Below are 22,770 nucleotides of genomic sequence, written 5' to 3' on the forward strand. Positions count from 1 at the left end.
TACGAACGATATCATAAATTAAGATGAATGTAACCAGGAAATCCACTACACTCCCAGACGGGAGAGAGATTTCGATTGAAACCGGAGCATTAGCCAAACAGGCAGATGGTGCGGTTATTTTGCGTTGTGGGGAAACCATGCTACTTGCTACTGTTGTCGCGCGCAGAGAGATCAACCCTGAGACCGACTTCCTTCCGTTGTCTGTCGATTATATGGAAAAATTTTCCGCCTCGGGTCGTTTCCCGGGTGGCTTCTTTAAGCGTGACGGAAGGATGGGCGAAAACGAAATCCTGACTTCCCGGCTGATAGACCGGGCGTTAAGACCGCTTTTCCCCGATGATTATCATGGCGATACGCAGGTAATGGTGGAGTTACTTTCATCTGATTCCAAAGAACAGCCGGATGCACTGGCTTGCGTGGCGGCTTCTGCTGCGCTTTGTGTCTCTGATATTCCTTTCGCTGACCCGGTAAGTGAAGTACGTGTAGCCAGAAAAAATGGTGAGTTTATCATCAATCCTACCTTCCAGGAAATGGAAGACTGTGATCTGGATCTCATGGTTGCCGCTACGGATGATTCCATCAATATGGTGGAAGGCGAAATGAAAGAAGTCAGCGAATCGGTTATGCTCGAGGCTTTGAAATTTGCCCATGACGTGATCCGCTCGCTCAATGGTATTCAGAAGGAACTTCGTGAAGCAGTCGGTAAACCGACCCGCGAATACGAAACCCTGCCTGAAAACAAAGAACTCTACGCTGATATCAGGGCACACATCGAATCGACCGTTCTGGAAGTCGCTGAAGGGGGATTTGGTAAAGAAGAACGTGCCGAAAAACTGAAGAAAGTGAAAGATTCCATGGTGGAATCTTTGAAAGAAAAATATGCCGAGCTGCCTTACCTCGATACCTACCTGAAACTCTACTTTAAAGATATTCAGAAGGATATCGTGCGCAGCACCATTGTAAAAAAAGGTCTTCGTCTTGATGGGAGAAAACCTGATCAGATTCGTCCGATCTGGATTGAAACGAGCTATCTGCCCCGTACTCACGGCTCTGCAGTATTCACCCGTGGTGAAACGCAGTCTCTTTGTACCGTTACACTGGGTACCAAACTCGACGAACAAACCATCGATACCGCCACTTTCCGGGGCTCCAAGAAGTTTATGCTTCAGTATGTATTCCCCGGTTTTTCAACGGGTGAAGTAAAACCCAACCGCGGACCTGCCCGCCGCGAAATTGGCCACGGTAATCTCGCCGAAAGAGCGTTGAAACCGATGATTCCTACGGATATTCCCTACACCATCCGGGTTGTTTCCAATATCCTTGAATCCAATGGCTCGAGTTCGATGGCTTCCGTTTGCGGGGGTACACTCGCACTGATGGACGCAGGTATTGAGATTACCCGCCCCGTTTCGGGTATCGCCATGGGACTCATCACTACAGAAGATGGTTTTGCCGTTCTGTCGGATATCCTGGGTGATGAAGATTTCCTTGGAGACATGGACTTCAAAGTTACCGGAACAGCTGAAGGTCTTACTGCTTGTCAGATGGACATCAAAATCCGCGGCCTTTCCTACGAAATCATTGAAAAAGCGCTCGAACAATCCAAAGGCGGGCGTATGCATATCCTCGGAGAAATGCTTAAAGCACTTCCCGAAACCCGTCCAGAAATGTCCAGGTTTGCTCCCCGGTTCTTTACGATGGAAGTTCCTCACGAATTCTTTGGAACAGTCATTGGTCCCGGTGGAAAAATCATTCAGGAAATCCAGCGTACCTCTGGTACTACCATTAATCTCGAAGAAGGCGAAAATGCCATCGGTACCGCGACAATTTCTGCCGATAATGCAGATAGCATCGAAGCGGCTGTTCGCCAGATCCGCGCGCTGATTATGGTTCCGACCGTTGGTGAGGTGTTTAAAGCGAAAGTGAAAACCATTATGGATTATGGCGCTTTTGTCGAATTCCTCCCTGGAAAAGAAGGACTGCTTCATATCTCTGAAATCTCCCACGAAAGACTCAACTCTATGGAAGGTCTTTTCAAAGTAGGCGATGAAATTGATATCAAACTGGTTGGTGTGGACAAAAAATCCGGCAAATTCAGGCTGAGCCATAAGGCACTCCTTCCCGGAGGCCCTGAAAACGGAGACGAAGATGGCGGTGGATACGACAGAGACCGCGGTGGCGACCGTCGTCCTCCCCGCAATGACCGCGACCGCCCCAGAAACGACCGCGACCGGAACCAAAACCGTCGCAGAGACTAGACTTTGAAAAAAAATGTTGATATAGCCGGAAGGATTTTCCTTCCGGCTTTTTCTTTTTGTCAAAAGCTACAGGATTTGATTAAACCTGGACGTTAACCTTTTGTACGGAATTTTCATAGCTATCAGAGCCTGAAAAACCACAGGCCTGTTAATGACAAAAAAATTATGAAAAGCATCCGTAAAATGAAAGCGCTACCTCTGTTACTATTCCTGATTGTGCTTTTTGCCGCCTGTAAAAAGGACGATCCCAAACCTCAGCCTGACGATTTTTCTTATACCGACGTGCAGGTTGTTTTGCCCTCGGGTTCAAGCCTGGATCTTAGCACCACAAGTGTGTTCTCTTTGTCAAAAAAATCAAGTGTGAATGCAAAGGGCAAAGCTTCTGTCCGGTATAATCCGGGTACTTATGAAGTGATATATCTCCTCAATGAAGCGGGTAAGATCATGATGGCCAGCATCATTTCTGATGAAAACAAGGAAATATCCATGACCACTACTGCTCAGGCAATGTTGTATTATGGCCTTCAACTGCCTTACACTATACTGGATTCGGTAAGAGTGGCGCAGATAAAGAAAATCCCTGCCTACACACAGTTTCCCGGATTTGTGGCGGAACTGGAGAAGCTGTTTGTGGCTTCACCACTAATGATTTCTGAAGAAAAATACCTGGATTTGTATATCGGAACCGTGAACGAAATCACCTACAAACCTGTAATTGACATTCGCGGCAAACAGATTGTGATTGAAGATCCCGATCCTACCAAAAGTGGTCTTACTGTGAGACCGCGCAGTGGCGACGATCAGAGCGTGGAGATTGGCAATGTCTATCAAAGAAGAGCACATGCATTTTTTTACAAAATGTCTTACAAAGACCTGACCAATACAGTTTATACCCCAATCCCTGAAATCATTCCGAGTACTACTCCCACCAGCCAGCTACCTGTATTGGGCGCATCTGTCTCCGGCCCTCAGTCACTTGCACTGGAAAGCTATGAAAAAAATTCTACCTGGAAAGTCCGTATTGTGGGCCCGGGAGGAGATGAATCCATTACCGCTACCCCCAATACTGCCGAACAGGCGAAGCTGGAAGAATTGTGGGTCGAATTTTTTGCCGCAGACCTGTTGCTTCCCATTATGCTCGACAACCTCAACCAGACCAGTAGCCTGGAACTGCTTATGCCCAACAACTTAAACCGGATTCAACCATACATAGACCAGGTCAAAAGTTATGTAAAACCCAGTACCATGGCGCTGGTAAAAGACGGTGAATATGTAGAAAGCCTCAAAGATTTCCGGACGACAGTATTGTGGGATTCCTACAAACTCGAATCGCTGTATAATACCCTTTTACAATCTCTTCGCAACATTACCTCCGGCAATGCGGTGCAGGCTGAGGCAGATCTGGAAGGAATTGAAGAGTACAACCAGAATGTTTTGAATTTCACTGAAAAGGTAATTCATGGGACAGAAAGTGAGGAAATCTCCTACGGCCTCAATGACCTTTATGGAAAAATACACCTGAATTGCAATTATATCGATGAGTGGACGGTCATCAGCAAAGACAATGACGTTACGATTTCACCTAAAAGCTCCAAGGTCGGAATCCTCACCAATCATACCCTGACTGTAAGTACCAAGGCTGACCTCGCAGCCGGTGAAACGCTGGAATATGTCTGGACAACCACCGGCGCTTATGGCGTATTCAAAAACGGAGGGCAGGAAATGACAACGGCGACAACAACAGGTACAACGATGATCTATTATGGCAAAGTAGCGCCGGAAACCGACAATATCGAAAGGGTATATGTAACAGCCTATATTGTAGGTGCAGGCAGTAAGCGGGAAATAGGACAGGACACGGCAGAAATTAATGTAAAAAAACTGGTTGTGAAAATGCTTCCCGATGATGCCGTTCTTTCGCCCAAAAGAGGCGTAGCCAAAGTTAAATTATATTTGCTGAATGCCGACGGTACTGACCCGATTGTCCAGTCAGAATTTGTCCACTACAAAGTGGAATGGAGTACTGCCGGGGCATATGGGTATATTGGAGACAATACTACTCAGTTGACTACCAGCGGCAATTCTATCTACTACACGGCAACAGATGAAGATGTCAAATCGGGTGAAGAAACCTTTACTGCCCATATTTACTTCAGATTTGGATCGGAGACCACCTGGACTTTGCGGGAAATCGTTAAGGGTAAAGTGGAAGTCAGCAATGACACAAAAACCATTGTATATTACACCTCTCCTCAGGCCTACCACAGTGATAGAACCGATGCTTCGGGTAATCTCTGGCACTACACGGGTACCGGTGTGTATGTATCCAAAATGGAAAATGCCATTTCGTATGCGGTGAATGTTACCGGACTGGCAAATCAGAATTATCCTACCTACAACGACTCCTGGTATGTAACAGGTACCGAAAAACATGTAAGGGATTATATGACCTACGTATTCCCTGATCAGACAACCGTTGGCGAAGATTACCTGGTTGGAATTTACGGTACTTTCTCCTGGGGTAGCTGCAACTCCTGTTCGCATTCTATGGCAACTGCTTCCGGCACGGCAAAGGTTACAGTAGTTGTTTCTCAATAATTAATCTGAAAATCCGATGAAAAATATATTAATTCTCAGTGCACTCGTAGGTGTATTCATACAATTGCACGCCCAAAATCTTGCCTGGGTAAAACAAATCGGCGGAGTATCTATTGACCGCGCCCTGGCTGTGACTACCGATGCTTCGGGCATGTTATATGTCACCGGACAGTTTGATGCTACGGTGGATTTTGATCCCGGTCCCGATACCCTGCTTTATACTGCGACCAGTGGGGGTGAGGCATTTTTGCTGAAAATGGATCCCGCAGGTAATCTGGAAAAGGTACTGACTTACGGGTCAGCTTCTGGAGGGCATACTGTGGTCGGTGCTAATATTGCGCTGGATGCTTCAGGTAATATTGTTACAGCAGGTTATTTTGGCGGGAGTAATGTGGATTTTGACCCCGATCCTGCGGTAACCTATAAATTGAGTTATCTCAATAGCGGGAATAATGTTTATGTACAGAAACTCGATTCTTCCGGTGCGCTTTTGTGGGCGGTAAGATGGGCGTATGGTTTTGAAGCTGGCGCAAATAATATGGCTGAAGAGGGCCCTTCTATGGTACTCGATGCCAGTGGCAACGTGCTGACAACCGGTCGTTTTTTGGGTACCAAAGACTTTGACCCGAGCGAAACAGGTGTTTATAACCTGCCGGGAGGGGCATATGATGGTTATATTTCCAAACTTAATACAGACGGTGAGTTTGTCTGGGCCAAACAAATTGCCACAGATACCATACCCGGATCGAGGGTTTGGCCCAAGTCTATATCCCTCGATGGAGCCGGTAATATCTTTATTGCAGGAATGCTTAAAGGAGGTGTTGACTTTGACCCTGACTCTGTGGCCACCCATTTAATTACCTCAGAAACGCAGGTGGGATTTGTGTTAAAGCTAAATGCAGAAGGTGAATTTTTGTGGGTGAAAACGATTGGGAATAATGACTACCCTTTATTTGACTATCATATAGCAAATGCAATCTTTGCCGATGCCAGCGGAAACTCCTATGTTACCGGTAGTTTTATGCGAACCACCGCTTTTGACAATATCCGCCTGACTTCGGCTGGCAGTTCGGATATATTTGTGGCCAAACTTGATCCTTCGGGCAATTTTATCTGGGCAAAACAAATGGGTTCTTTTTACGACACCGAAGCAGGTAGCTGTATCAAACTGGATGCTTCGGGTGATGTGTTTGTAACGGGGTATTTCAGAGGGAGCCCCGATTTTAATCCTGGTCCCGGTACTTCGATATTGTCAACCAACGGTAGCCTTGATGTGTTTTTGCTTAAATTGACCCCATACGGAGAATTTATCTGGGCCAAAAATTTTGGTGGATCCTCATCCAACTCATGGGAAAATATTCAGGATTTTACGGTGGACGGGAAATCCATTTATTCCGTAGGAAGGTTTCAGAATGTGGTCAATTTTGATCCGAATGGGGTCTATAATTTAACGCCTGCCAAGTCTGATATTTTTATTCAGAAGCTGTATCAGGGCGCGCTGCGGATTTCCGGGCTGACCAATGATCTGGGGGCAATGGTTTTTCCCAATCCAACCTCTGATCAGTTTGTGGTAAACGTACCCGCGCCGATCACCCCCGATACCTATCTCACCCTCATGGATACGCAGGGCAAAGTGATACAAAAGACCCGGCTTTTCGACGTGGAAACCCCCATAGACGTTACCGCGCTTCCCGGCGGAATGTATATTGTGGATATCCGGAAGGATTCGAAGCGCACCATTCAGAAGCTGATGGTTCGATAGACTGATAACGATCCGAAAGATAAAGTTACGCTCATAGACAGGTTTTAGGTTGATTAAACAACAGATAACCGGGTAGTAGGGGAACACCCCTTGCTGCCCGGCTTTTGGGTTTAAAGCTTCTGTTCATAACAAAGTGCCCAGAATTGTGAAAACATGGGTAAAATTCACCTATGTTCCTATGTGTTTCCCCCGATTCAGGCTTGCGGTATAGAATTTTGGCTTTATATCCTGAAGTGTCGCTCTCCTATTCAATAAAATCCCTGATCAGGGTAAAATACGCCATTCCTTTCCTGCTGATAATATCGTGTCCCGCATCTTCTATTACTTTCAGTTGTGAATGTGGAAACAGGTCTAAATATTCTTTGGTGAATCCCCATTTCTGATTGTCGCATTGTCCTCGTAATATGAGTACAGGTGTGGTTAGTTGCTTCAACCGTTCTCTTTTGTTTTCAACATTCCGGAAGCTATTTACGGTCATGACATGACTGTAATAGCCGCCGCCGCCTATCGCCTGATGCTCGCGAATTTCACAGTCTGTGGACTTGCTGAGCTTCTGGTTGAGGTAGGTGAAAAAATTATCTGCTTCCTTATCTGAAGCTAATTTTGAATGAAAGAGATGGGCCCACAATAAAATGAATTTACTTCGCCAGTTATAGGCTTTTTTATTTGCTTCGGCATTGGAATATGCGGGTTCTCTGAGAGATAAACTGTCAGGACTAATTTCCCCGACCAAATCCTGATTGACGGGCAGTATGTGTCCCGGTCCGGATAAAATTATTTTTTCCACTGTTGAATCGAAGTCCTGAAGATAATTGATAGCTAACACGGCTCCCCACGAATGCCCAATCAGGATGACTTTTTTTTCCGTTATCCTGGAGACGATCTCCTTTAAGTCGGTTTGATGTCTTTTTACGGAATATTCACCTATATCCGCTAATCTGGCGGAATGGCCGCTGCCTGCCTGATCGTAGAAATACAGGTCATGACCTTGTTTTGCCAGCGGTTTTAAGGTTTCGATTACTGCGTCTGTGATCATTCCTCCCGGGCCACCGTGCAGGTATATTACCGGACTTTTGCGGTTGGGCCCCTCTGCCTCAATTTTTATATACCCGATGTGAGAGCCGGTGGATAATTCCCAATATTGTGTCCCTTCCCTTTCTTCAAAAACAGGTACCGGGTATTTTTTCGGGATAAGCAGGGATCCGAAAAGAAACAGTGCGGTGGAAAGTAGGATTAAAAGGGAAATTTTTTTTCTGGTCATTTTTGCCGGGAGTAGGCTGGGGCTTACAGTTTTATATTTTCAGATATGGTCTGAGTTTTTGTAGAGGATGCGGAATTTTTCCGGTCAATCCCAAATACTCATATAGGAAGGTTTGAGAATGTCTATATCACCCACTACCTGGCTTAAAGGGATGGATGTGGGACCCGAGAATCTAATTTTTTTAAAAGTGTCTGTATTTCTAAATGAAAGGATTTCTGCTGAAACAATTTTTGAAAAACTGGTTATTACTCTCACCTCGGTCTCCGGGCAATAATAACCTGGTCTTCCTTCATATTGGAGACCTTCCTGTTTTACCTGCTTTTTTAGCATCTCAAAAGATAACTCAACCTCTAGCGTTTTTTGTGGAGATTCTGTAAATATTACTGTATAATGGTACTCATGGGTAAAATCATACCAACAGTTTACGGTTTCAATTCTTGGTTTGTAAACATATGATCCAATTCCAATGAGCATACTGGAAAAGAATACCAGAACTTTTTCCCAGACAAAACGATTTACCTGTTCTGTTGTTGGTGTGAACAAAACGAGCAATAGAGCTACTACTAAAGGCATAATAGGCATGATCATTCTGCCATAATTGCCTGGGTCAAAAAAGATGATAAATCCAATCAATTCAAAATTGAAAACCATCCAAGCCCATCCGGTGAATACAAATAGACTATTTGCATGTTTGTATCTGGCGATTCCTGCTATAATCGAAGCAGCAGTGAGAATGGTTAAAAATGGAAAATGAAGACCTTCATGGAAGAGCTTGATAAATCCTGAAAGTATGCCCCATATAATTAGCAGAGTAGAAAAAAAGTATTTAAAATACATAAGCATCTCTGGATAAAAGCCTTTTTAGTGGTATTTTGAGAAGAACGCCCCGGAAATTGCAATTCCACGAAAGGATTTTCATAGTGGACTATTGATAGAAAAATCGATACTCAATATGGCAATATTCCCTCGAATATGCCATCACTACATAGATTTACTGATCGAAAAGTGGTTTGCGAAAAGTTTGATTGTATTCGATCCATATTCGTGTCGCAAGATCCCATAAGGGGAATTCGTGGTTATTTTATTCTCGGCTGGTTCGCATACCACTTTCTTTTAAGTATAGATTTGATTCTATTCAGTAGGTTTTCGAATTAGTTTTTAGTAAATTAGCAATTGGATTGCAGATTTACTAAAAAGTATGCTGATAGAACGACAAATAACACAATGTATTCGGGATTTTCGGAGATGGTTTCCAGTGGTTTATCTGGGGGGACCACGCCAAAGCGGGAAGACTACTCTGTTGCGTCATCTCCTGCCTGATTTACCTTATGCAAATTTGGAAGACGCTGATGCCCGCCGCAGGGCTGAGGAGGACCCTCGTCGATTTCTAAATGGTTTTCCTGCAGGTGCTATTTTGGATGAAGCGCAACGGGTACCTCATTTGTTTAATTACCTGCAAGGTTATGTAGATGAAGACAAAAACCGGCGTTTTGTTTTGTCCGGCTCTCAGAATTTTCTGCTTATGGAGAGCATCACACAATCACTTGCGGGCAGAGTTGGGATACTAAATCTGCTCCCACTTTCAATTTTCGAATTGGAAACCCAGCAATCTTCGCCCCGTTTGGAAGAATTTGTCTGGCGGGGCGGTTTTCCCGGGATACATGGTGAAAGAGCCGTGCCGCCTGAAATCTTTTTTGACAGTTATATCCAAACCTATCTTGAGCGGGATGTCCGGATGCTCAAAAATGTGGGTGATATATCTTCCTTCGGCAATTTTATGCGCCTGTGTGCAGGTCGGGTCGGACAGCCGCTCAACCTGAATTCTCTAGCTACAGATTCGGGAGTAGCTCCCAATACTGCCAAAGCATGGATTTCCGTGCTGGAGGCATCATATCTTGTTTTCAAGCTACCACCCTATTTTGAGAACTTTAACAAACGCCTGATTAAGTCTCCCAAGCTGTATTTTTTTGATACGGGTTTGCTCTGCAACCTCCTCGGCATTACCTCTCCCCGTCAGTTGGAAATACACCACAATTTTGGGAATATTATCGAAAATGCCCTCATTGTTGAATTATATAAAAAACGGACTAACGCTGGCAAACGCCCATGGTTCTGGTTTTGGCAGGATCAGAAAAATAATGAAATTGATCTGTTAATCGAAGAAGACCTGAAGCTAAAGGCCATTGAAATCAAATCCAGCCAGACCTACAACTCCCGCCTCACGTCGGGGTTAAAGCTTTGGCAAAAAATAGCAGGCAGCCAGCCGGAAAACCAGTTTCTGGTTTATGCCGGAGAGATGGAGGCCGAACTGGAGCACGGGCGCCTCCTGCCCTGGCGAAAAGGACTGGCGTTGTTGTAATTATTGAAATATTTCATATATTTTGAGTAATTTTGCAGTCGAACTTAAAATTTACTCAAAATATTCATAGAAAGGGAAGTTACCGATATGCTGCTTCGCCACCGGCAATGGTTTCCTGTAATTTACCTGGGCGGCCCGCGTCAATCTGGCAAAACGACTTTGCTGCGAAGGCTCTTTCCCGATCTCCCTTACGCAAATCTGGAGAACCCCGAAAGTCAGCTTACTGCAGTAGATGATCCGCAAAAATTTCTTGGCAGGTTTCCTCATGGCGGTATTTTAGATGAGGCACAGCGGGTTCCTCACCTGTTTTCTTATCTTCAGGGTATCGTAGATGAAGACAAAACGAAACAATTTTTTTTATCATGTTCACAGAATTTTTTACTGATGGAAAGTATTACCCAGTCTCTTGCCGGACGGGTAGGCATTCTGAATTTGTATCCGTTTTCCTACGTGGAGCGCCAGCAAACAGGGGAACAAACGTTGAAAGAATTTCTTTTCAAAGGAGGATTTCCTGCACTGTATGAAAGGAATACCCCTCACAATATTTTTTTCAACAATTATATTAAAACCTATCTGGAGCGCGATGTTCGCACCCTGAAAAACGTTGGCAGCTTAACGGAATTTGCCCGATTTTTAAAGCTTTGTGCAGGTCGGGTAGGGCAGCCGCTCAATATGTCTGCACTTGCAACGGATGCAGGCATTTCTGTCAATACTGTCAAATCCTGGCTTTCGGTGCTGGAAGCTTCCTATTTCCTGTTTTTCCTGCATCCCTATCATGTCAATTTTAATAAACGCATCACAAAAGCGCCTAAAATTTACTTTTTCGATACCGGGGTGCTTTGTTTTCTGCTGGGTCTTACTTCGGAAGATCAACTGGAAAACTACCATTTTGCGGGAAATATATTTGAAAACGCCATTATCTCAGAATTGTACAAAAAACGAACAAATTATGCCAGACAGCCTGTATTTTGGTTCTGGCAGGATCAGCACGGCAATGAAATTGATCTGTTAATCGAAGAAGATCTGAAGCTGAAGGCCATTGAAATCAAATCCAGCCAGACCTACAACTCCCGCCTCACGTCGGGGTTAAAGCTCTGGCAAAAAATAGCAGGCAGCCAGCCGGAAAACCAGTTTCTGGTTTATGCCGGAGAGATGGAGGCCGAGTTGGAACACGGACGCCTCCTGCCCTGGCGAAAAGGACTGGCGTTGTTGTAAGGCATGGTGATACCTTTCTGCTGCCATTCCCGGTGAAGGCAAATATTAAAGGCTTCACTCCCGCATAAACTGTAGCGTAAATATCGATTTCCCCGAAGTGTAATGCAGAAAATACATGCCCTTACTCAACTGCTGCTGGGTATCTAGCTGAACCCTCATTTCTCCGGGATATTTTACCCCTGTGTGTTCCAAACATACCTTACCCCGCAAATCTGTAATTTTCACCTGGTATTTTCCTGAGTACGTGTCAGTTACTTCCAGCGAGAATGTACCGCCATTGGGATTAGGGTATAAACGCCAGGTCTTGTCACTACCGGTCGGGTCCACCGAAACCTGGTTGCTGATAGTCACGGTCTGCGTGCTGGAAATGGTACAAATCCCGTCGCTTACGGTAAGTGTGATGATATATTCTCCGGTCTGTGAGTAAGTATGTTGGGGATTTGAGAGGGTGGAGGAAGTACCATCGCCAAAATCCCAGGCCCAGCTTGTGGCCTGGGCGTTATTATCTGCAAACTGTATGGCTGTTCCCGGTTGTGCAGTGGGATCTGAAATAGAAAATTCTGCTACGGGACCTTTTCCCAGAATCCGGCAATAATAAACTTCTCGCGCAGCTGCATTGGAAAGCTGAACTTCCGAATAGGTATTCCCCGCAATGATGGCAAATGCCGCAGTATCAACCTGTGCATTGGAAATGGTAAATGGCCCGGTAGAGATAAATTGCATGATATCGGTCCCGCCATTGGTAATGCCGGCAGAGGCTGTGGCTTCGGTAGGGATATTTTTGAGTGCCTGATATTTGCCCACGCCGTTGAACAGGAAACCAGGATTGGGGTTGGTAGTGGCATAAGCACGGAAATTGCCGGAGGAAAGCAGGCTCATCGCGTAATAATGGCTGCTGCTACCCGCAAGATCCCAGGCAAAAACCATTTTTTCGGTGGTGTCATAATTCGCCGCATTTCTTGTCCCAGGTAAACCCGTAACAGGCAGCGGGGCGATATTGATGTCCCAGTCAGCAAACAGTCCGGCGTATAGCCCTGAAACCGGTGAATTTCCCTGATTTTTGATCAGATACTGAAAGATGACCAAGTCATCATAAGGGGGATTTTTATATACAAATGTTTTATGTGTAATACTGATTCCCAGTGGAATAGCGGCCAGGTTATCAGTGAAAGTAGTAGTATAAACAAAATCTGCGCGAGGGTCTGAAAAATCTCTGTGTACCGCTTCGGTAATATTAAAATCGTTGTCCCGGACCTGGGTATTTCTGATATGATCCGACACCTGTGTTACCGAATTTCCGGCCAGAAATCCGCCTTCAAACAAGACGTTTTCATACATATTATAGGAAACTCCCAGCCCTTCCTGCTGATAAATAAAATCATTAAACCCAAATCCACCCCTGCTGCTGATGGTGGTGTGCAGGCGATTGTGGGTAATATTGAGCCATGACTGATTGACCCTTTGGGATATATATTCAAAATCGGTATAACCTGTTACTGGGTCTTCATAGGTGAGCCTCAGCTCAACCTCCGTATCGTTGGGGACCACAGGGGAAAGTACAATGTGGAATGTCTCTCCTGAAGAAAATGCCTGCAAACGATCTGCTTTTCCCTGATGGAAATTGCCGTCAAGCACAGTTGCAAAAACGGTGGGGGAGGTGAGGGTAATGTTCAGATTGGCTGCATCATGGAGGTAATTCAGAAAATCGACTTTCACGGTTATCGTATCTCCTGGTTTCAATTGACCATCTCCATCTGAATCGGTAAATGTGACGGAAGTTTGCCGTACACCCGGCTTCAGCGGGTCGCTGACAGCGCGCAGCATATTTACTCTGCCGATGCCCAGATAGTCCTGATACTGTGGATTAAAGGCGTAGATATCGTCGGCGGTAATGCGTACCCTTTGTGCAGCCTGAAAAGGTGTGAAGTCAGGAAAAGCAGCCAGCGTTATACCTGTTACAGCAGAGACAATTGGGGCGGAGGCAGACGTGCCTTTCCAGTTTCGGTAGCCGTTGTCTCCGTCAAGGCTGATGATCCGCCATCCCGGCGCAGAAATATCCACCGAATGATGAAAGGTGCTGTTGCCTTCATTATCAGGGCAGCAAAGGGTATCCCCAAAGGCGACATTGGCGACGGATATTACTTCGTCGAAACCCGCCGGGTAAAATCGCTGATTCTGCCCGCTGTTGCCTGCGGCAGCGATAACGGCAACCCCGTGGTTGATCGTCGCATAACGAATCACATCTTCCCCAAATCTGCTTTTAAATGAACCGCCCCACGACGCATTAATAATATCGGCTCCCTGATTTACTGCATAGACAATTCCCTGATAACCAAATATAATACTACCTATCGAGTCGTCAGGGGCTGCTTTTACCGGCATGAAGGAGCAGTTGAATGCGGTTCCTGTAATGCCGAGGTTGTTGTCCGCCGTGGCTGCATAGGTACTCAGTACCCAATGTCCGTGTACATTGCCGGCAGAGGGATTGTTATCTCCCGGACTTCCTGTAGTAGTACCTGCAAAGTCCCATCCGCGATAATTGTCCACATAGCCATCCAGGTCATTGTCTATGCCATCTATCGGGTCGTCCTGATTGAGAAAAATGTTGTCCTGAAGTTCCGGGTGAATCAAATTAAAACCGGCATCTACTGTCGCGATGACAATATTGCGGTCGCCTTTCCGGATATCCCAGGCCTGAAGTGCCTGGATCTGCTCATGGTGCCACATGCCCGAAAGAAAACCGGTTGTATCAGAATAGGGATCGTTGGGAATGTAGAATGGCTCGTAAATAACCCATGGTTCGGCGTATTCTACTGCATCATCTGCAAGCAGGAGGTTGACCGCATCCTCAATTGACCATCGGGATGAATAAGAAAATTCATATACCGTAGAAAGATCCGTTAGTTTCTGTCCCCAGGCGTTGGTTTCTGTATCAGGAGGAAGGATATTGGGGAAAACGAGCCCGAGGCCTTCGGTTTTGAGGGTGCTGAGTTTTTGTTCAATACCGGGAATATGGATGATTTTTTCTTCGCAGAGATGTTTGTACGTGCTTTTAATCTTAAAAATCACTTTCCCTTCCACATATCGGGTATCTGGCGGAAGAGTAAAAGGTCTGTATTTTAATTCGGGCAACAGAGCCGGTTGAGCAGTGATCTGCTGGCTGGCAAACAAGGAGATGAGCAATAAGGGTAGAAAGGTTCTCAGGTTCATGAGCTAAAGCTAGAAAATTAAAGTATTTTTTTTCACGCAACAGTGTCACTAAATCTAACTATATGGTGTTTTAAACAAATTATAATTAAATTTAACCTCTTTTTAACTATGGCCAATTATATGAATCAAAACGAGTTTCTGAAATACGCCACAAAACACGTGGGTATAAGCAGTCTGACTATGCACGACTATGTCAGCGCATCCAATCATCAGATCAACGCTTCCGTTGTTCCTAATGTTTACGGTCTTACCCCCAACATTATTGAAGAGCGCCAGCTGAATGTGATTGCAATGGACGTTTTTTCACGTCTGATGATGGATCGCATCATTTTCCTGGGCATGCCGATCAATGATCAGGTTGCAAATATCGTCAGTGCCCAATTGCTCTTTCTCCAGTCCGCCGACGCCAGTAAGGATGTCAATATATATATCAATTCACCGGGAGGATCTGTTTATGCCGGTTTGAGTATTTATGACACTATGCAGATTATCAGCCCGGATGTCGCTACCATTTGTACCGGTATTGCTGCTTCTATGGCTGCTGTATTGCTTTGTGCCGGGGCTGCCGGTAAAAGATCCGGACTTCCGCATTCACGGGTGATGATTCACCAGCCAATGGGAGGTGCACAGGGCCAGGCTTCTGATATCGAAATTGTACACAACCAGATTCAGATCCTGAAAAAAGAACTATACGAAATCATCGCCCACCATTCCGGTCAGGAGTTTGATAAAGTATGGAAAGATTCTGACAGAGATTACTGGATGACATCTGCTGAAGCAAAAGAATACGGCCTCGTGGACGAGGTTCTCAATACCCGCAAAAAAGATAAATAATGAGAAGTGAGAGTTGCTCCTTCTGTGGTAGATCCAAACGCGAAGTCCAGATTCTGCTGGCTGGATATGGCGGTGCCCATATTTGCGAAAACTGTGTGGCGCACGCGAATACGATCATAGAAGAAGAATTTAAAGAAAAACCCGTTACCCGCATCACCCGGGTTCCAAAGCCAAGCGAGATTACCGCCCATCTCGATAAGTATATCATTGGGCAGGAGTCAGCTAAAAAAGTGCTTTCGGTTGCCGTCTATAACCACTACAAACGCATTCTCCACCCCGGTAAGGATGAAGATGAAGTGGAACTCGAGAAAAGCAATGTGCTGCTCGTAGGTCAGACCGGTACCGGAAAAACACTGCTGGCAAGAACCATCGCCAAAATGCTGAATGTACCTTTCTGTATTGCCGATGCAACGGTGCTTACAGAAGCCGGGTACGTCGGTGAAGATGTCGAAAGTGTGCTGGTAAGGCTGCTCCAGGAAGCGGACTATGATGTAGAAGCTGCTCAAAAGGGCATCGTTTATATCGATGAGATTGATAAAATCTCCCGCAAATCGGACAACCCCTCGATCACCCGTGATGTGAGCGGAGAAGGTGTGCAACAGGCTTTGCTTAAGCTGTTGGAAGGTTCCATCGCCAATGTTCCACCAAAAGGTGGCCGAAAACACCCGGAACAAAACCTGGTTCAGATAGATACCACCAATATCCTGTTTATTTGCGGCGGTGCTTTTGAAGGGATCGACCGGATTATCTCCAACCGGATATCCGTAAAAACCATTGGTTTTGATGGCGCATCCACAAAGAAACTGGAAGAAGGAACCAATATCTACCGGTTTATTCAACCTACTGACCTTCGCTCTTTTGGGCTGATTCCGGAAATCATCGGACGTCTCCCTGTATTGAGCTATCTGGATCCGCTCGATGCCAAGACCCTCCGAAGAATCCTCACTGAGCCTAAAAACTCCATCATCCGGCAGTACCAGAAGATGTTCGAACTCGAAGATAAAAAACTTACCTTCGATGAAGAAGTTCTGGAAACTGTGGTGAAAAGGGCAGTAGAACTGAAACTTGGCGCCCGCGGTCTTCGCTCCATTCTGGAGGCGATTATGTTGGATGTGATGTTTGACATGCCAGACAGCGAAGAGACTCAGTATCATATTTCACTGGATCTCGCCACGGAGAAACTCTCAGAAGCAAACTTTTTGACTTACCGGGCGGCTGGTTAACCCTCCGCCTTTCTATAAGAAAAAAAAAGGCCTGTTTTTATGGGCATACAAACGAAAATGTCGTACCTCTCCCGTGGGTGCGACATTTTTGTTTGCGCCTGCATACACTTGTGTATCCAGGCTTTTTTTCTTTTCTTCCGTACACTTATGCCAGAAAAAGACTACTCCTCCGACCAATCTGCTGCGCTAAACCGCCAGCGGGAAATTTACCTCAATGGCGCAGCGGGTTTTAAACCCGTGATCCCGGTCAATACCACCCTGCTGGAATCTGCCGCCGCAAAAAAAATGAGCAGAGAAGCTTTTACCTATGTCGCTGGCGGTGCGGGTACGGGTGCTACTGTTGCTGCCAATCGCAGTGCTTTTGACACATGGCGGATTGTGCCCCGTATGCTCAAAGATGTGTCTGTGCGAAATACCGCACTTTCCTTATTGGGAGAACCGTTGCCGTTTCCGCTCCTTCTTTCACCGGTAGGTGTGCTGGAACTGGCTCACCCTCAGGCTGACCTGGCTGTGGCAAAAGCTGCGGCGGAAGTGGGCATTCCCTTTATTTTCAGCAGTCAGGCCTCTGTTGCCATGGAAAAATCTGCCGCTGTGATGGGAAATAACCCGCGCTGGTTTCAACTGTACTGGAGTAAATCCGATGACCTCGTGGAAAGTTTTGTTAGAAGAGCAGAAAATGCGGGGTGTAGTGCCATTGTCGTAACGCTCGATACCACGATCCTGGGTTGGCGAATGGATGACCTGGATCTGGCTTACCTGCCTTTTTTGAGCGGAAAAGGAATTGCCCAGTATATTTCTGATCCTGTGTTTCGAAAACTGGTGACGGATTCGGAGGCAGAACCCACCCCGCCCCGGAAAATTACCTTGTCTTCTCTTTCGCTTTTCATGGAGCTGACGCGCAGTTTCCCGGGAAAATTTATGGAAAATCTCCGTTCCGGAATCCCGCTGGCTTCTGTCAGAAAGTTTATCAGTATTTATTCCCGCCCGTCTCTCACCTGGGAAAACCTCCATTTTCTCCGCCAAAAAACCAGTCTGCCCATTATCCTCAAGGGAATTCTACACCCCGATGATGCACGTATGGCGGTGGAAAGGGGAATGGATGGAATCATTGTTTCCAACCACGGCGGCAGACAGGTTGATGGGGCCATCAGTACAATAGAAGCGCTTCCGGGTATTGTGGCAGCAGTCGGCGGTAAGATTCCTGTATTACTTGACAGCGGGGTACGAAGCGGTGCAGATATGTTTAAGGCCATCGCACTGGGCGCAGATGCCGTTTGCATCGGTCGCCCTTATGTTTATGGACTGGCGCTTGCAGGTAAGGAGGGAGTTGAAGCAGTGATTCGCAATTTTTGGGCAGATTTTGAGTTAACAATGGGACTGGCTGGTTGTACGACACTTGAAGAAATCCGCAATAGTACGCTTGTCAGAGTTGGGGGGTAAATACGATTGTATGGTAAAAAATTCGTCTGTAAATTCTGCCCCGAAACTGAAAATTCAGCCTTATGAATATTTTTTTGAGAATAAACCGGCAACCTGGATTCATTCTGTTCCTCCTTTCTGCGATGTTTTTGGCTGGTTGCGACAATTCTTCGTCTTCTTCTTATACCTCTTCGGAGGAAGCAGAATCTATTGCTGTAGAAGAAATGCCTGCCATTGACTCAATGAGAACCCGCGGCATACCCAATGCGCGGATGGCGGGATTCTCGCTGGATCGATATTTTCCTGCTATATACAAACTCATTTATACCGACCCGGCATTACTGCAAAAAATGAGTATTTATGCAGAGAAAGTGATAAAGACGGAGGAAATCCGAACAGAAAAAGATTTGCTGGCCATTTTTGCTATGCGCGACAGTCTGCTCGAATCTTCCCTTTACGATGCGATTGCGGCGGTGAATGGATATGCCGACGGAAGCGCGGATGATGGTGGTTTGTACGATGAACTTTCCCGGCTGGGGATTCAGATTACCAGTGCTGAAGGAACTTTTACGGGGCTTGGACCTGAATCATTTCTGCAAGACAAGCTGGCGGAAGTAGGCTCTGAAGCCTTGCGTGCTTATATTGATTTTTTGGTGGCTGATGCCAATTCCGCCAGCGGGGAATATCCGTTTGTCAATATGGAGCCATACCGAAAAATGGTTGAAGCGGGCGAAAAGCTTACTAAACTTCAGCCGAATGCTTATTATGATAAAATAGAAGAACGATTTCAGCAGGCTGTCGAAAATTTTACGGATATCCATATGGTTATTCCTCCCGGAACCGCCCGGCAGGACAATTCGGCAATGGCATTGGTGGGCGGCGTAAATGTGGAAACGTACCCCTATGCGTCGGAAACCACTACATTGGAAAATTTTGCGGAGAGCAGTAAATCCTCTCCCTACGCCAAAGTCGCAGCGAAGATTCTGGAAAATATGAGTGAAATGACTGCTCACCCGGAAAATATCTATGTGATTGTAACCGAGTGGGTTACCGACGAGGATATGGCAAAAAGACTTGTGTTTTCACACTTGCGGAAAGGGCAGGATATCCCGCATCACCTCCAGATCCGAAGAGGTGATGGAAAAGACTACTACGCCATTGTCTATCGGTTTTATGAAGACAGCGATAAAGCCACCGCAGCACTTGAAAAAATCGAAAAAGAATTTCCCCAGGCGCAGATGATTTTTGCCAGCTTTAAGGGCGGAAAACTCTATCAGCTCGGACCCTCAGCAGATTGATTCCTTTATGCAGAAACGTATTATTTTAACCGGAAGCAATGGCCTTCTGGGACAGAAGATTGTTCCTTTGCTCGCAGATCGTTTGAATGTAAGCCTGATGGCAACTTCAATTGGAATAAACCGCCATCCGCTCCGCGAAGGGTATGAGTATGAATCCGTTGATTTGCTGGATTTTGACCGATGGAAGGAAGTTTTTCATGATTTTCGCCCCACTCATATTATCCATACAGCTGCTATTACGAATGTGGATCAATGTGAAGACAATCGCACGTTGTGCGATTCGGTAAATGTCGGCGCTGTTGAAAATTTGGTAAATCTCTGCCGCGAATACGGCACACGGATGGTACACATTTCCACTGATTTTGTATTCCCGGGAGATGCAGGGCCTTATAAAGAAAAAGATGCAACCGGGCCGGTAAACTACTATGGGCAGTCCAAACTTCTGGCGGAGCATCTGATTCTGGAAAGTGGCATACCTTATGCCATTCTCCGCACCATGTTGTTGTATGGGATCACGCCGGGAATGTCGCGTACGAATATCGTCCTCTGGGCAAAAAAGTCTTTGGAAGAAGAAATGCCAATACGAGTTGTCAACGACCAGTTTCGTTGCCCTACGTTGGCTGAAGACCTGGCGTCGGCGAGCGTAACCGCTGTAATGCGAAATGCGGGGGGATTATACCATGTCTCCGGGGCGGAGATGATGCCTATGCATGAACTGGTGTATCGGGTGGCAGACTTCTGGAAGCTGGATAAATCGTTGATTACGGAGGTAAGCAGCGAATCACTCAACCAAAAGGCCAAAAGACCTCCCAAAACAGGGTTTATCATTCTAAAAGCTCAGACTGAGCTGGCTTACAACCCTCATTCATTTGAACAGGGACTTCACCTGCTGGATCAACAGATGAAGTCCCTGTAATATATTTTATAGTTTTAGTTTTTGGTTTTCAGGCGGGCACAGCTGTCTTTATAGAGCGCCTGAATGACAAGCAGAACGGTTTCACGTTTGCTGTTTGAAATACCAACTTCAACTTCTTCTCCGTCTTTGACCATCAACAGTTTACCTGTGCCAGCACGTCTGAAGTAATTGTCCTGTACTTTGATCATCTGATCAGAGCCAGTGGTGCGGAATTCCAGATTGTCAAACTTCGTGGTATAGCTACGGCCACTCGGGACGGTTGTTTTTGCAACGACTTCGCCATCTTCACCTTCAGCAGTAAAGAGTTCACACAGACAGGTACCTTTAAGTTTTTCATCTTCTACCTGCATGAAGGTATAGTGAACAATTTTCCATTCTGTACCTTTCTTTTCCAGTGCCATAGTTACCAGTTCTTTGCCTTTTACCCAGATTCCGTCGGGGATTTTTGTTTCATAGTTGACACGATAAACCAGTGTTGCTACGGTACCATTAACCTCTACGTCCACCTGATTTCCAATATCATAGGAGAGCATAATTCCCGGTGTGCGGAGCAGATTGTCGAGATATGCTTCAAAGCCATTATAATCCCCATTTGATACCCGAGAAACACCGGAGATATTAAAAACAAAAATATTGGAAGTGGCGTCTTTGCTGAAATACCTGAGGACATTTGCCTTATTTTTAGAATTGGGCAAATTGACATAGGCTTCAGCAAATGCTTTCAACTGAGCTACAAGCAGCTTCTGTGTTTCAGCATCTGATTGGGCTACAGTTGTTATCGGTTTGAGGAAAAGCGTTGCAGCCATTATGACCAGATAAAACATAGATTTTGTTAACAGATTCATAGTTTTTATATCTTGAGGTATGTTATATTGCCAGGTACCAAATATACATAAAACGGAAACTTAACCAACACTAGGGATATATTTTGCCTGGAAGCGGACAGTATGAAGTCTTACATTATGGATCAAAAGCATTCTTCTACCCACCTGGTTTTTATTTTATTCTTTCTCAATATTTTTGCGTGCGGCCCCAAACCTGAGTCGGTAACTGGCGAAAGGGTAGATATTCTGATTACAGGGGCCACAATCATTACTTCAGATGACGTTCGACCGGTCATCGACGAGGGGTTTCTGGCGGTTCGCCATGGGAAGATTATTGATTTAGGTAAAATGGCTGATCTGGGGCAAAAATATTCAGGCGAAAAAATTATCGATGCAACGGGGCAGTTAGTCATGCCGGGCCTGATCAATACCCATACCCATGCAGCCATGACTTTATTTCGGGGTCTGGCTAACGATCTTCCCCTTCAGGAATGGCTTGAAAAGCATATATGGCCGGCTGAAGCCCGGTATGTGCGTGGAGAAACTGTTCATACCGCCTCGTTGCTGGCTGTGGCAGAAATGATCCAGGCTGGTACTACCACCTTCTGTGATATGTACTTTTTTGAGGAGGAAGTCGCCCGTGCTGCCAAATCCTCAGGTATGCGTGCCGTAGTTGGAGAAGGTATTTTGGATTTCCCGACGCCAGACCATCCTTCCCCGGACAAGGCGCTTGCCTATACTGTGGAACTTATCAGAAAGTGGGAAAACGACCCGTTGATTTCGGTTGCGATTGCCCCTCATTCTCCTTATACCTGTTCGGAAACGCTGCTCCGTAAATGCAGGCATTTTGCAGACAGTCTGGATGTAAGACTTATGATCCACCTTTCTGAAACCCGTAAGGAAGTTTCAGATATGAAAACCCTCCGCAATCAGTCTCCTGTCGAATATCTGGATCAAATTGGCTTTCTGGGGCCTGATGTGAATGCCGCACATTGTGTGCAGGTCTCTGAAAAAGATATCGCTATTCTTGCATCCAAAGGAGTTGGGGTTTCCCATAATCCGCAAAGCAATATGAAACTTGCTTCGGGCGTGGCGCCGGTTCCTGCTATGTTAAAAGCCGGGTTGGCCGTTGGTCTCGGTACAGATGGCGTCGCCAGTAATAATGATCTCAATCTCTGGGAAGAGATGAATACAACCTCCCTTCTTCAAAAGGTTTTTTTGAATGACCCTACAGCCATGAATCCCAAAGCAGTCATTAAAATGGCGACGATTGATGGCGCAAAAATATTGGGGCTGGATAATAAAATTGGTTCTCTCAAAGCGGGTAAACAGGCGGATCTGATTATTGTCGATTTGAAAGAACCCCATAACCAGCCGCAATATGATATTTTTTCTCTGCTTGTATATAGTACAGATGCGGCAGATGTAGAAACCGTTATCGTTGACGGTAAAATCGTAATGGAAAACCGCCAACTACTTACAATAGATGAAGCCGAAGTGTTAGCCAACTTCAGCCGGATTACTTCTGAAATCCAAAAGGAAATGGTTGAATGATCGCACAATCGGGTTATTTATCCAATCGGGTTTGGTTCC

General features: G+C 45.7%; 15 protein-coding genes. 11 read left to right on the plus strand and 4 right to left on the minus strand.

Annotated features, from left to right (window positions below):
* The first annotated feature begins 23 nt into the window (after window positions 1-23).
* The 3 genes from pnp (at window position 24) to R3D00_13025 (ending at window position 6,618) form a co-directional block, all read left to right on the plus strand.
* A complete protein-coding gene (gene pnp / locus R3D00_13015; protein ID MEZ4774097.1) occupies window positions 24-2,258 on the plus strand; it encodes a polyribonucleotide nucleotidyltransferase in 2,235 nt (744 codons plus the stop codon).
* Window positions 2,259-2,441: 183 nt separating this feature from the next.
* Window positions 2,442-4,856 carry a hypothetical protein gene (locus tag R3D00_13020; protein MEZ4774098.1) on the plus strand — a complete coding sequence of 805 codons (2,415 nt, stop codon included), beginning with the start codon at window positions 2,442-2,444 and terminating at the stop codon, window positions 4,854-4,856.
* Between the two features lie 16 nt (window positions 4,857-4,872).
* Window positions 4,873-6,618: an SBBP repeat-containing protein gene (locus R3D00_13025; GenBank protein MEZ4774099.1), complete on the plus strand. Its 1,746-nt coding sequence runs from the start codon at window positions 4,873-4,875 to the stop codon at window positions 6,616-6,618.
* Window positions 6,619-6,862: 244 nt separating this feature from the next.
* On the opposite strand, the gene R3D00_13030 is transcribed toward R3D00_13025, so the two are convergent.
* Window positions 6,863-7,879 (minus strand): alpha/beta hydrolase, encoded by a 1,017-nt coding sequence (locus tag R3D00_13030; GenBank protein MEZ4774100.1) that lies wholly within the window; start codon window positions 7,877-7,879, stop codon window positions 6,863-6,865.
* An 84-nt stretch (window positions 7,880-7,963) separates the two neighbouring features.
* Window positions 7,964-8,716, minus strand: a complete 753-nt coding sequence (locus R3D00_13035) for a hypothetical protein (GenBank protein MEZ4774101.1) — start codon at window positions 8,714-8,716, stop codon at window positions 7,964-7,966.
* 361 nt (window positions 8,717-9,077) lie between these two features.
* Between R3D00_13035 and R3D00_13040 the strand changes: the two genes are divergently transcribed.
* Complete coding sequence (locus R3D00_13040) at window positions 9,078-10,238, plus strand: ATP-binding protein (protein MEZ4774102.1); 1,161 nt, start codon at window positions 9,078-9,080, stop codon at window positions 10,236-10,238.
* An 87-nt stretch (window positions 10,239-10,325) separates the two neighbouring features.
* A complete protein-coding gene (locus tag R3D00_13045; GenBank protein MEZ4774103.1) occupies window positions 10,326-11,453 on the plus strand; it encodes an ATP-binding protein in 1,128 nt (375 codons plus the stop codon).
* Between the two features lie 54 nt (window positions 11,454-11,507).
* On the opposite strand, the gene R3D00_13050 is transcribed toward R3D00_13045, so the two are convergent.
* Window positions 11,508-14,663, minus strand: a complete 3,156-nt coding sequence (locus R3D00_13050) for a S8 family serine peptidase (protein MEZ4774104.1) — start codon at window positions 14,661-14,663, stop codon at window positions 11,508-11,510.
* Window positions 14,664-14,783: 120 nt separating this feature from the next.
* Between R3D00_13050 and R3D00_13055 the strand changes: the two genes are divergently transcribed.
* The 5 genes from R3D00_13055 (at window position 14,784) to R3D00_13075 (ending at window position 20,353) form a co-directional block, all read left to right on the plus strand.
* Window positions 14,784-15,497 carry an ATP-dependent Clp protease proteolytic subunit gene (locus tag R3D00_13055; GenBank protein ID MEZ4774105.1) on the plus strand — a complete coding sequence of 238 codons (714 nt, stop codon included), beginning with the start codon at window positions 14,784-14,786 and terminating at the stop codon, window positions 15,495-15,497.
* A complete protein-coding gene (gene clpX / locus R3D00_13060; GenBank protein ID MEZ4774106.1) occupies window positions 15,497-16,720 on the plus strand; it encodes an ATP-dependent Clp protease ATP-binding subunit ClpX in 1,224 nt (407 codons plus the stop codon). The genes R3D00_13055 and clpX overlap by 1 nt, the downstream gene beginning before the upstream one ends.
* A 147-nt stretch (window positions 16,721-16,867) precedes the next feature.
* Window positions 16,868-18,160 carry an alpha-hydroxy-acid oxidizing protein gene (locus R3D00_13065; GenBank protein ID MEZ4774107.1) on the plus strand — a complete coding sequence of 431 codons (1,293 nt, stop codon included), beginning with the start codon at window positions 16,868-16,870 and terminating at the stop codon, window positions 18,158-18,160.
* A 62-nt stretch (window positions 18,161-18,222) separates the two neighbouring features.
* Window positions 18,223-19,437 carry a hypothetical protein gene (locus R3D00_13070; GenBank protein ID MEZ4774108.1) on the plus strand — a complete coding sequence of 405 codons (1,215 nt, stop codon included), beginning with the start codon at window positions 18,223-18,225 and terminating at the stop codon, window positions 19,435-19,437.
* Window positions 19,438-19,444: 7 nt separating this feature from the next.
* The gene (locus R3D00_13075) at window positions 19,445-20,353 is read left to right on the plus strand and encodes an SDR family oxidoreductase (protein ID MEZ4774109.1); all 909 of its coding nucleotides are present in this window, start codon (window positions 19,445-19,447) and stop codon (window positions 20,351-20,353) included.
* A gap of 14 nt (window positions 20,354-20,367) precedes the next feature.
* Here the strand turns inward: R3D00_13075 and R3D00_13080 are convergent, their stop codons facing one another.
* Window positions 20,368-21,198, minus strand: a complete 831-nt coding sequence (locus tag R3D00_13080; protein ID MEZ4774110.1) for a nuclear transport factor 2 family protein — start codon at window positions 21,196-21,198, stop codon at window positions 20,368-20,370.
* A gap of 102 nt (window positions 21,199-21,300) precedes the next feature.
* On the opposite strand from R3D00_13080, the gene R3D00_13085 reads away from it, so the two are divergent.
* Window positions 21,301-22,731: an amidohydrolase gene (locus R3D00_13085; GenBank protein ID MEZ4774111.1), complete on the plus strand. Its 1,431-nt coding sequence runs from the start codon at window positions 21,301-21,303 to the stop codon at window positions 22,729-22,731.
* Window positions 22,732-22,770: the final 39 nt, after the last annotated feature.

This window comes from Bacteroidia bacterium (assembly GCA_041391665.1).
Lineage (GTDB): Bacteria > Bacteroidota > Bacteroidia > J057 > J057 > JAGQVA01.

Excerpts from the sequence above, each read along its gene's own strand:
- pnp (MEZ4774097.1), top strand. The coding sequence starts at position 24 with ATGAATGTAACCAGGAAATCCACTACACTCCCAGACGGGAGAGAGATT.
- R3D00_13020 (MEZ4774098.1), top strand. The coding sequence starts at position 2,442 with ATGAAAGCGCTACCTCTGTTACTATTCCTGATTGTGCTTTTTGCCGCC.
- R3D00_13025 (MEZ4774099.1), top strand. The coding sequence starts at position 4,873 with ATGAAAAATATATTAATTCTCAGTGCACTCGTAGGTGTATTCATACAA.
- R3D00_13030 (MEZ4774100.1), bottom strand. The coding sequence starts at position 7,879 with ATGACCAGAAAAAAAATTTCCCTTTTAATCCTACTTTCCACCGCACTG.
- R3D00_13035 (MEZ4774101.1), bottom strand. The coding sequence starts at position 8,716 with ATGTATTTTAAATACTTTTTTTCTACTCTGCTAATTATATGGGGCATA.
- R3D00_13040 (MEZ4774102.1), top strand. The coding sequence starts at position 9,078 with ATGCTGATAGAACGACAAATAACACAATGTATTCGGGATTTTCGGAGA.
- R3D00_13045 (MEZ4774103.1), top strand. The coding sequence starts at position 10,326 with ATGCTGCTTCGCCACCGGCAATGGTTTCCTGTAATTTACCTGGGCGGC.
- R3D00_13050 (MEZ4774104.1), bottom strand. The coding sequence starts at position 14,663 with ATGAACCTGAGAACCTTTCTACCCTTATTGCTCATCTCCTTGTTTGCC.
- R3D00_13055 (MEZ4774105.1), top strand. The coding sequence starts at position 14,784 with ATGAATCAAAACGAGTTTCTGAAATACGCCACAAAACACGTGGGTATA.
- clpX (MEZ4774106.1), top strand. The coding sequence starts at position 15,497 with ATGAGAAGTGAGAGTTGCTCCTTCTGTGGTAGATCCAAACGCGAAGTC.
- R3D00_13065 (MEZ4774107.1), top strand. The coding sequence starts at position 16,868 with ATGCCAGAAAAAGACTACTCCTCCGACCAATCTGCTGCGCTAAACCGC.
- R3D00_13070 (MEZ4774108.1), top strand. The coding sequence starts at position 18,223 with ATGAATATTTTTTTGAGAATAAACCGGCAACCTGGATTCATTCTGTTC.
- R3D00_13075 (MEZ4774109.1), top strand. The coding sequence starts at position 19,445 with ATGCAGAAACGTATTATTTTAACCGGAAGCAATGGCCTTCTGGGACAG.
- R3D00_13080 (MEZ4774110.1), bottom strand. The coding sequence starts at position 21,198 with ATGAATCTGTTAACAAAATCTATGTTTTATCTGGTCATAATGGCTGCA.
- R3D00_13085 (MEZ4774111.1), top strand. The coding sequence starts at position 21,301 with ATGAAGTCTTACATTATGGATCAAAAGCATTCTTCTACCCACCTGGTT.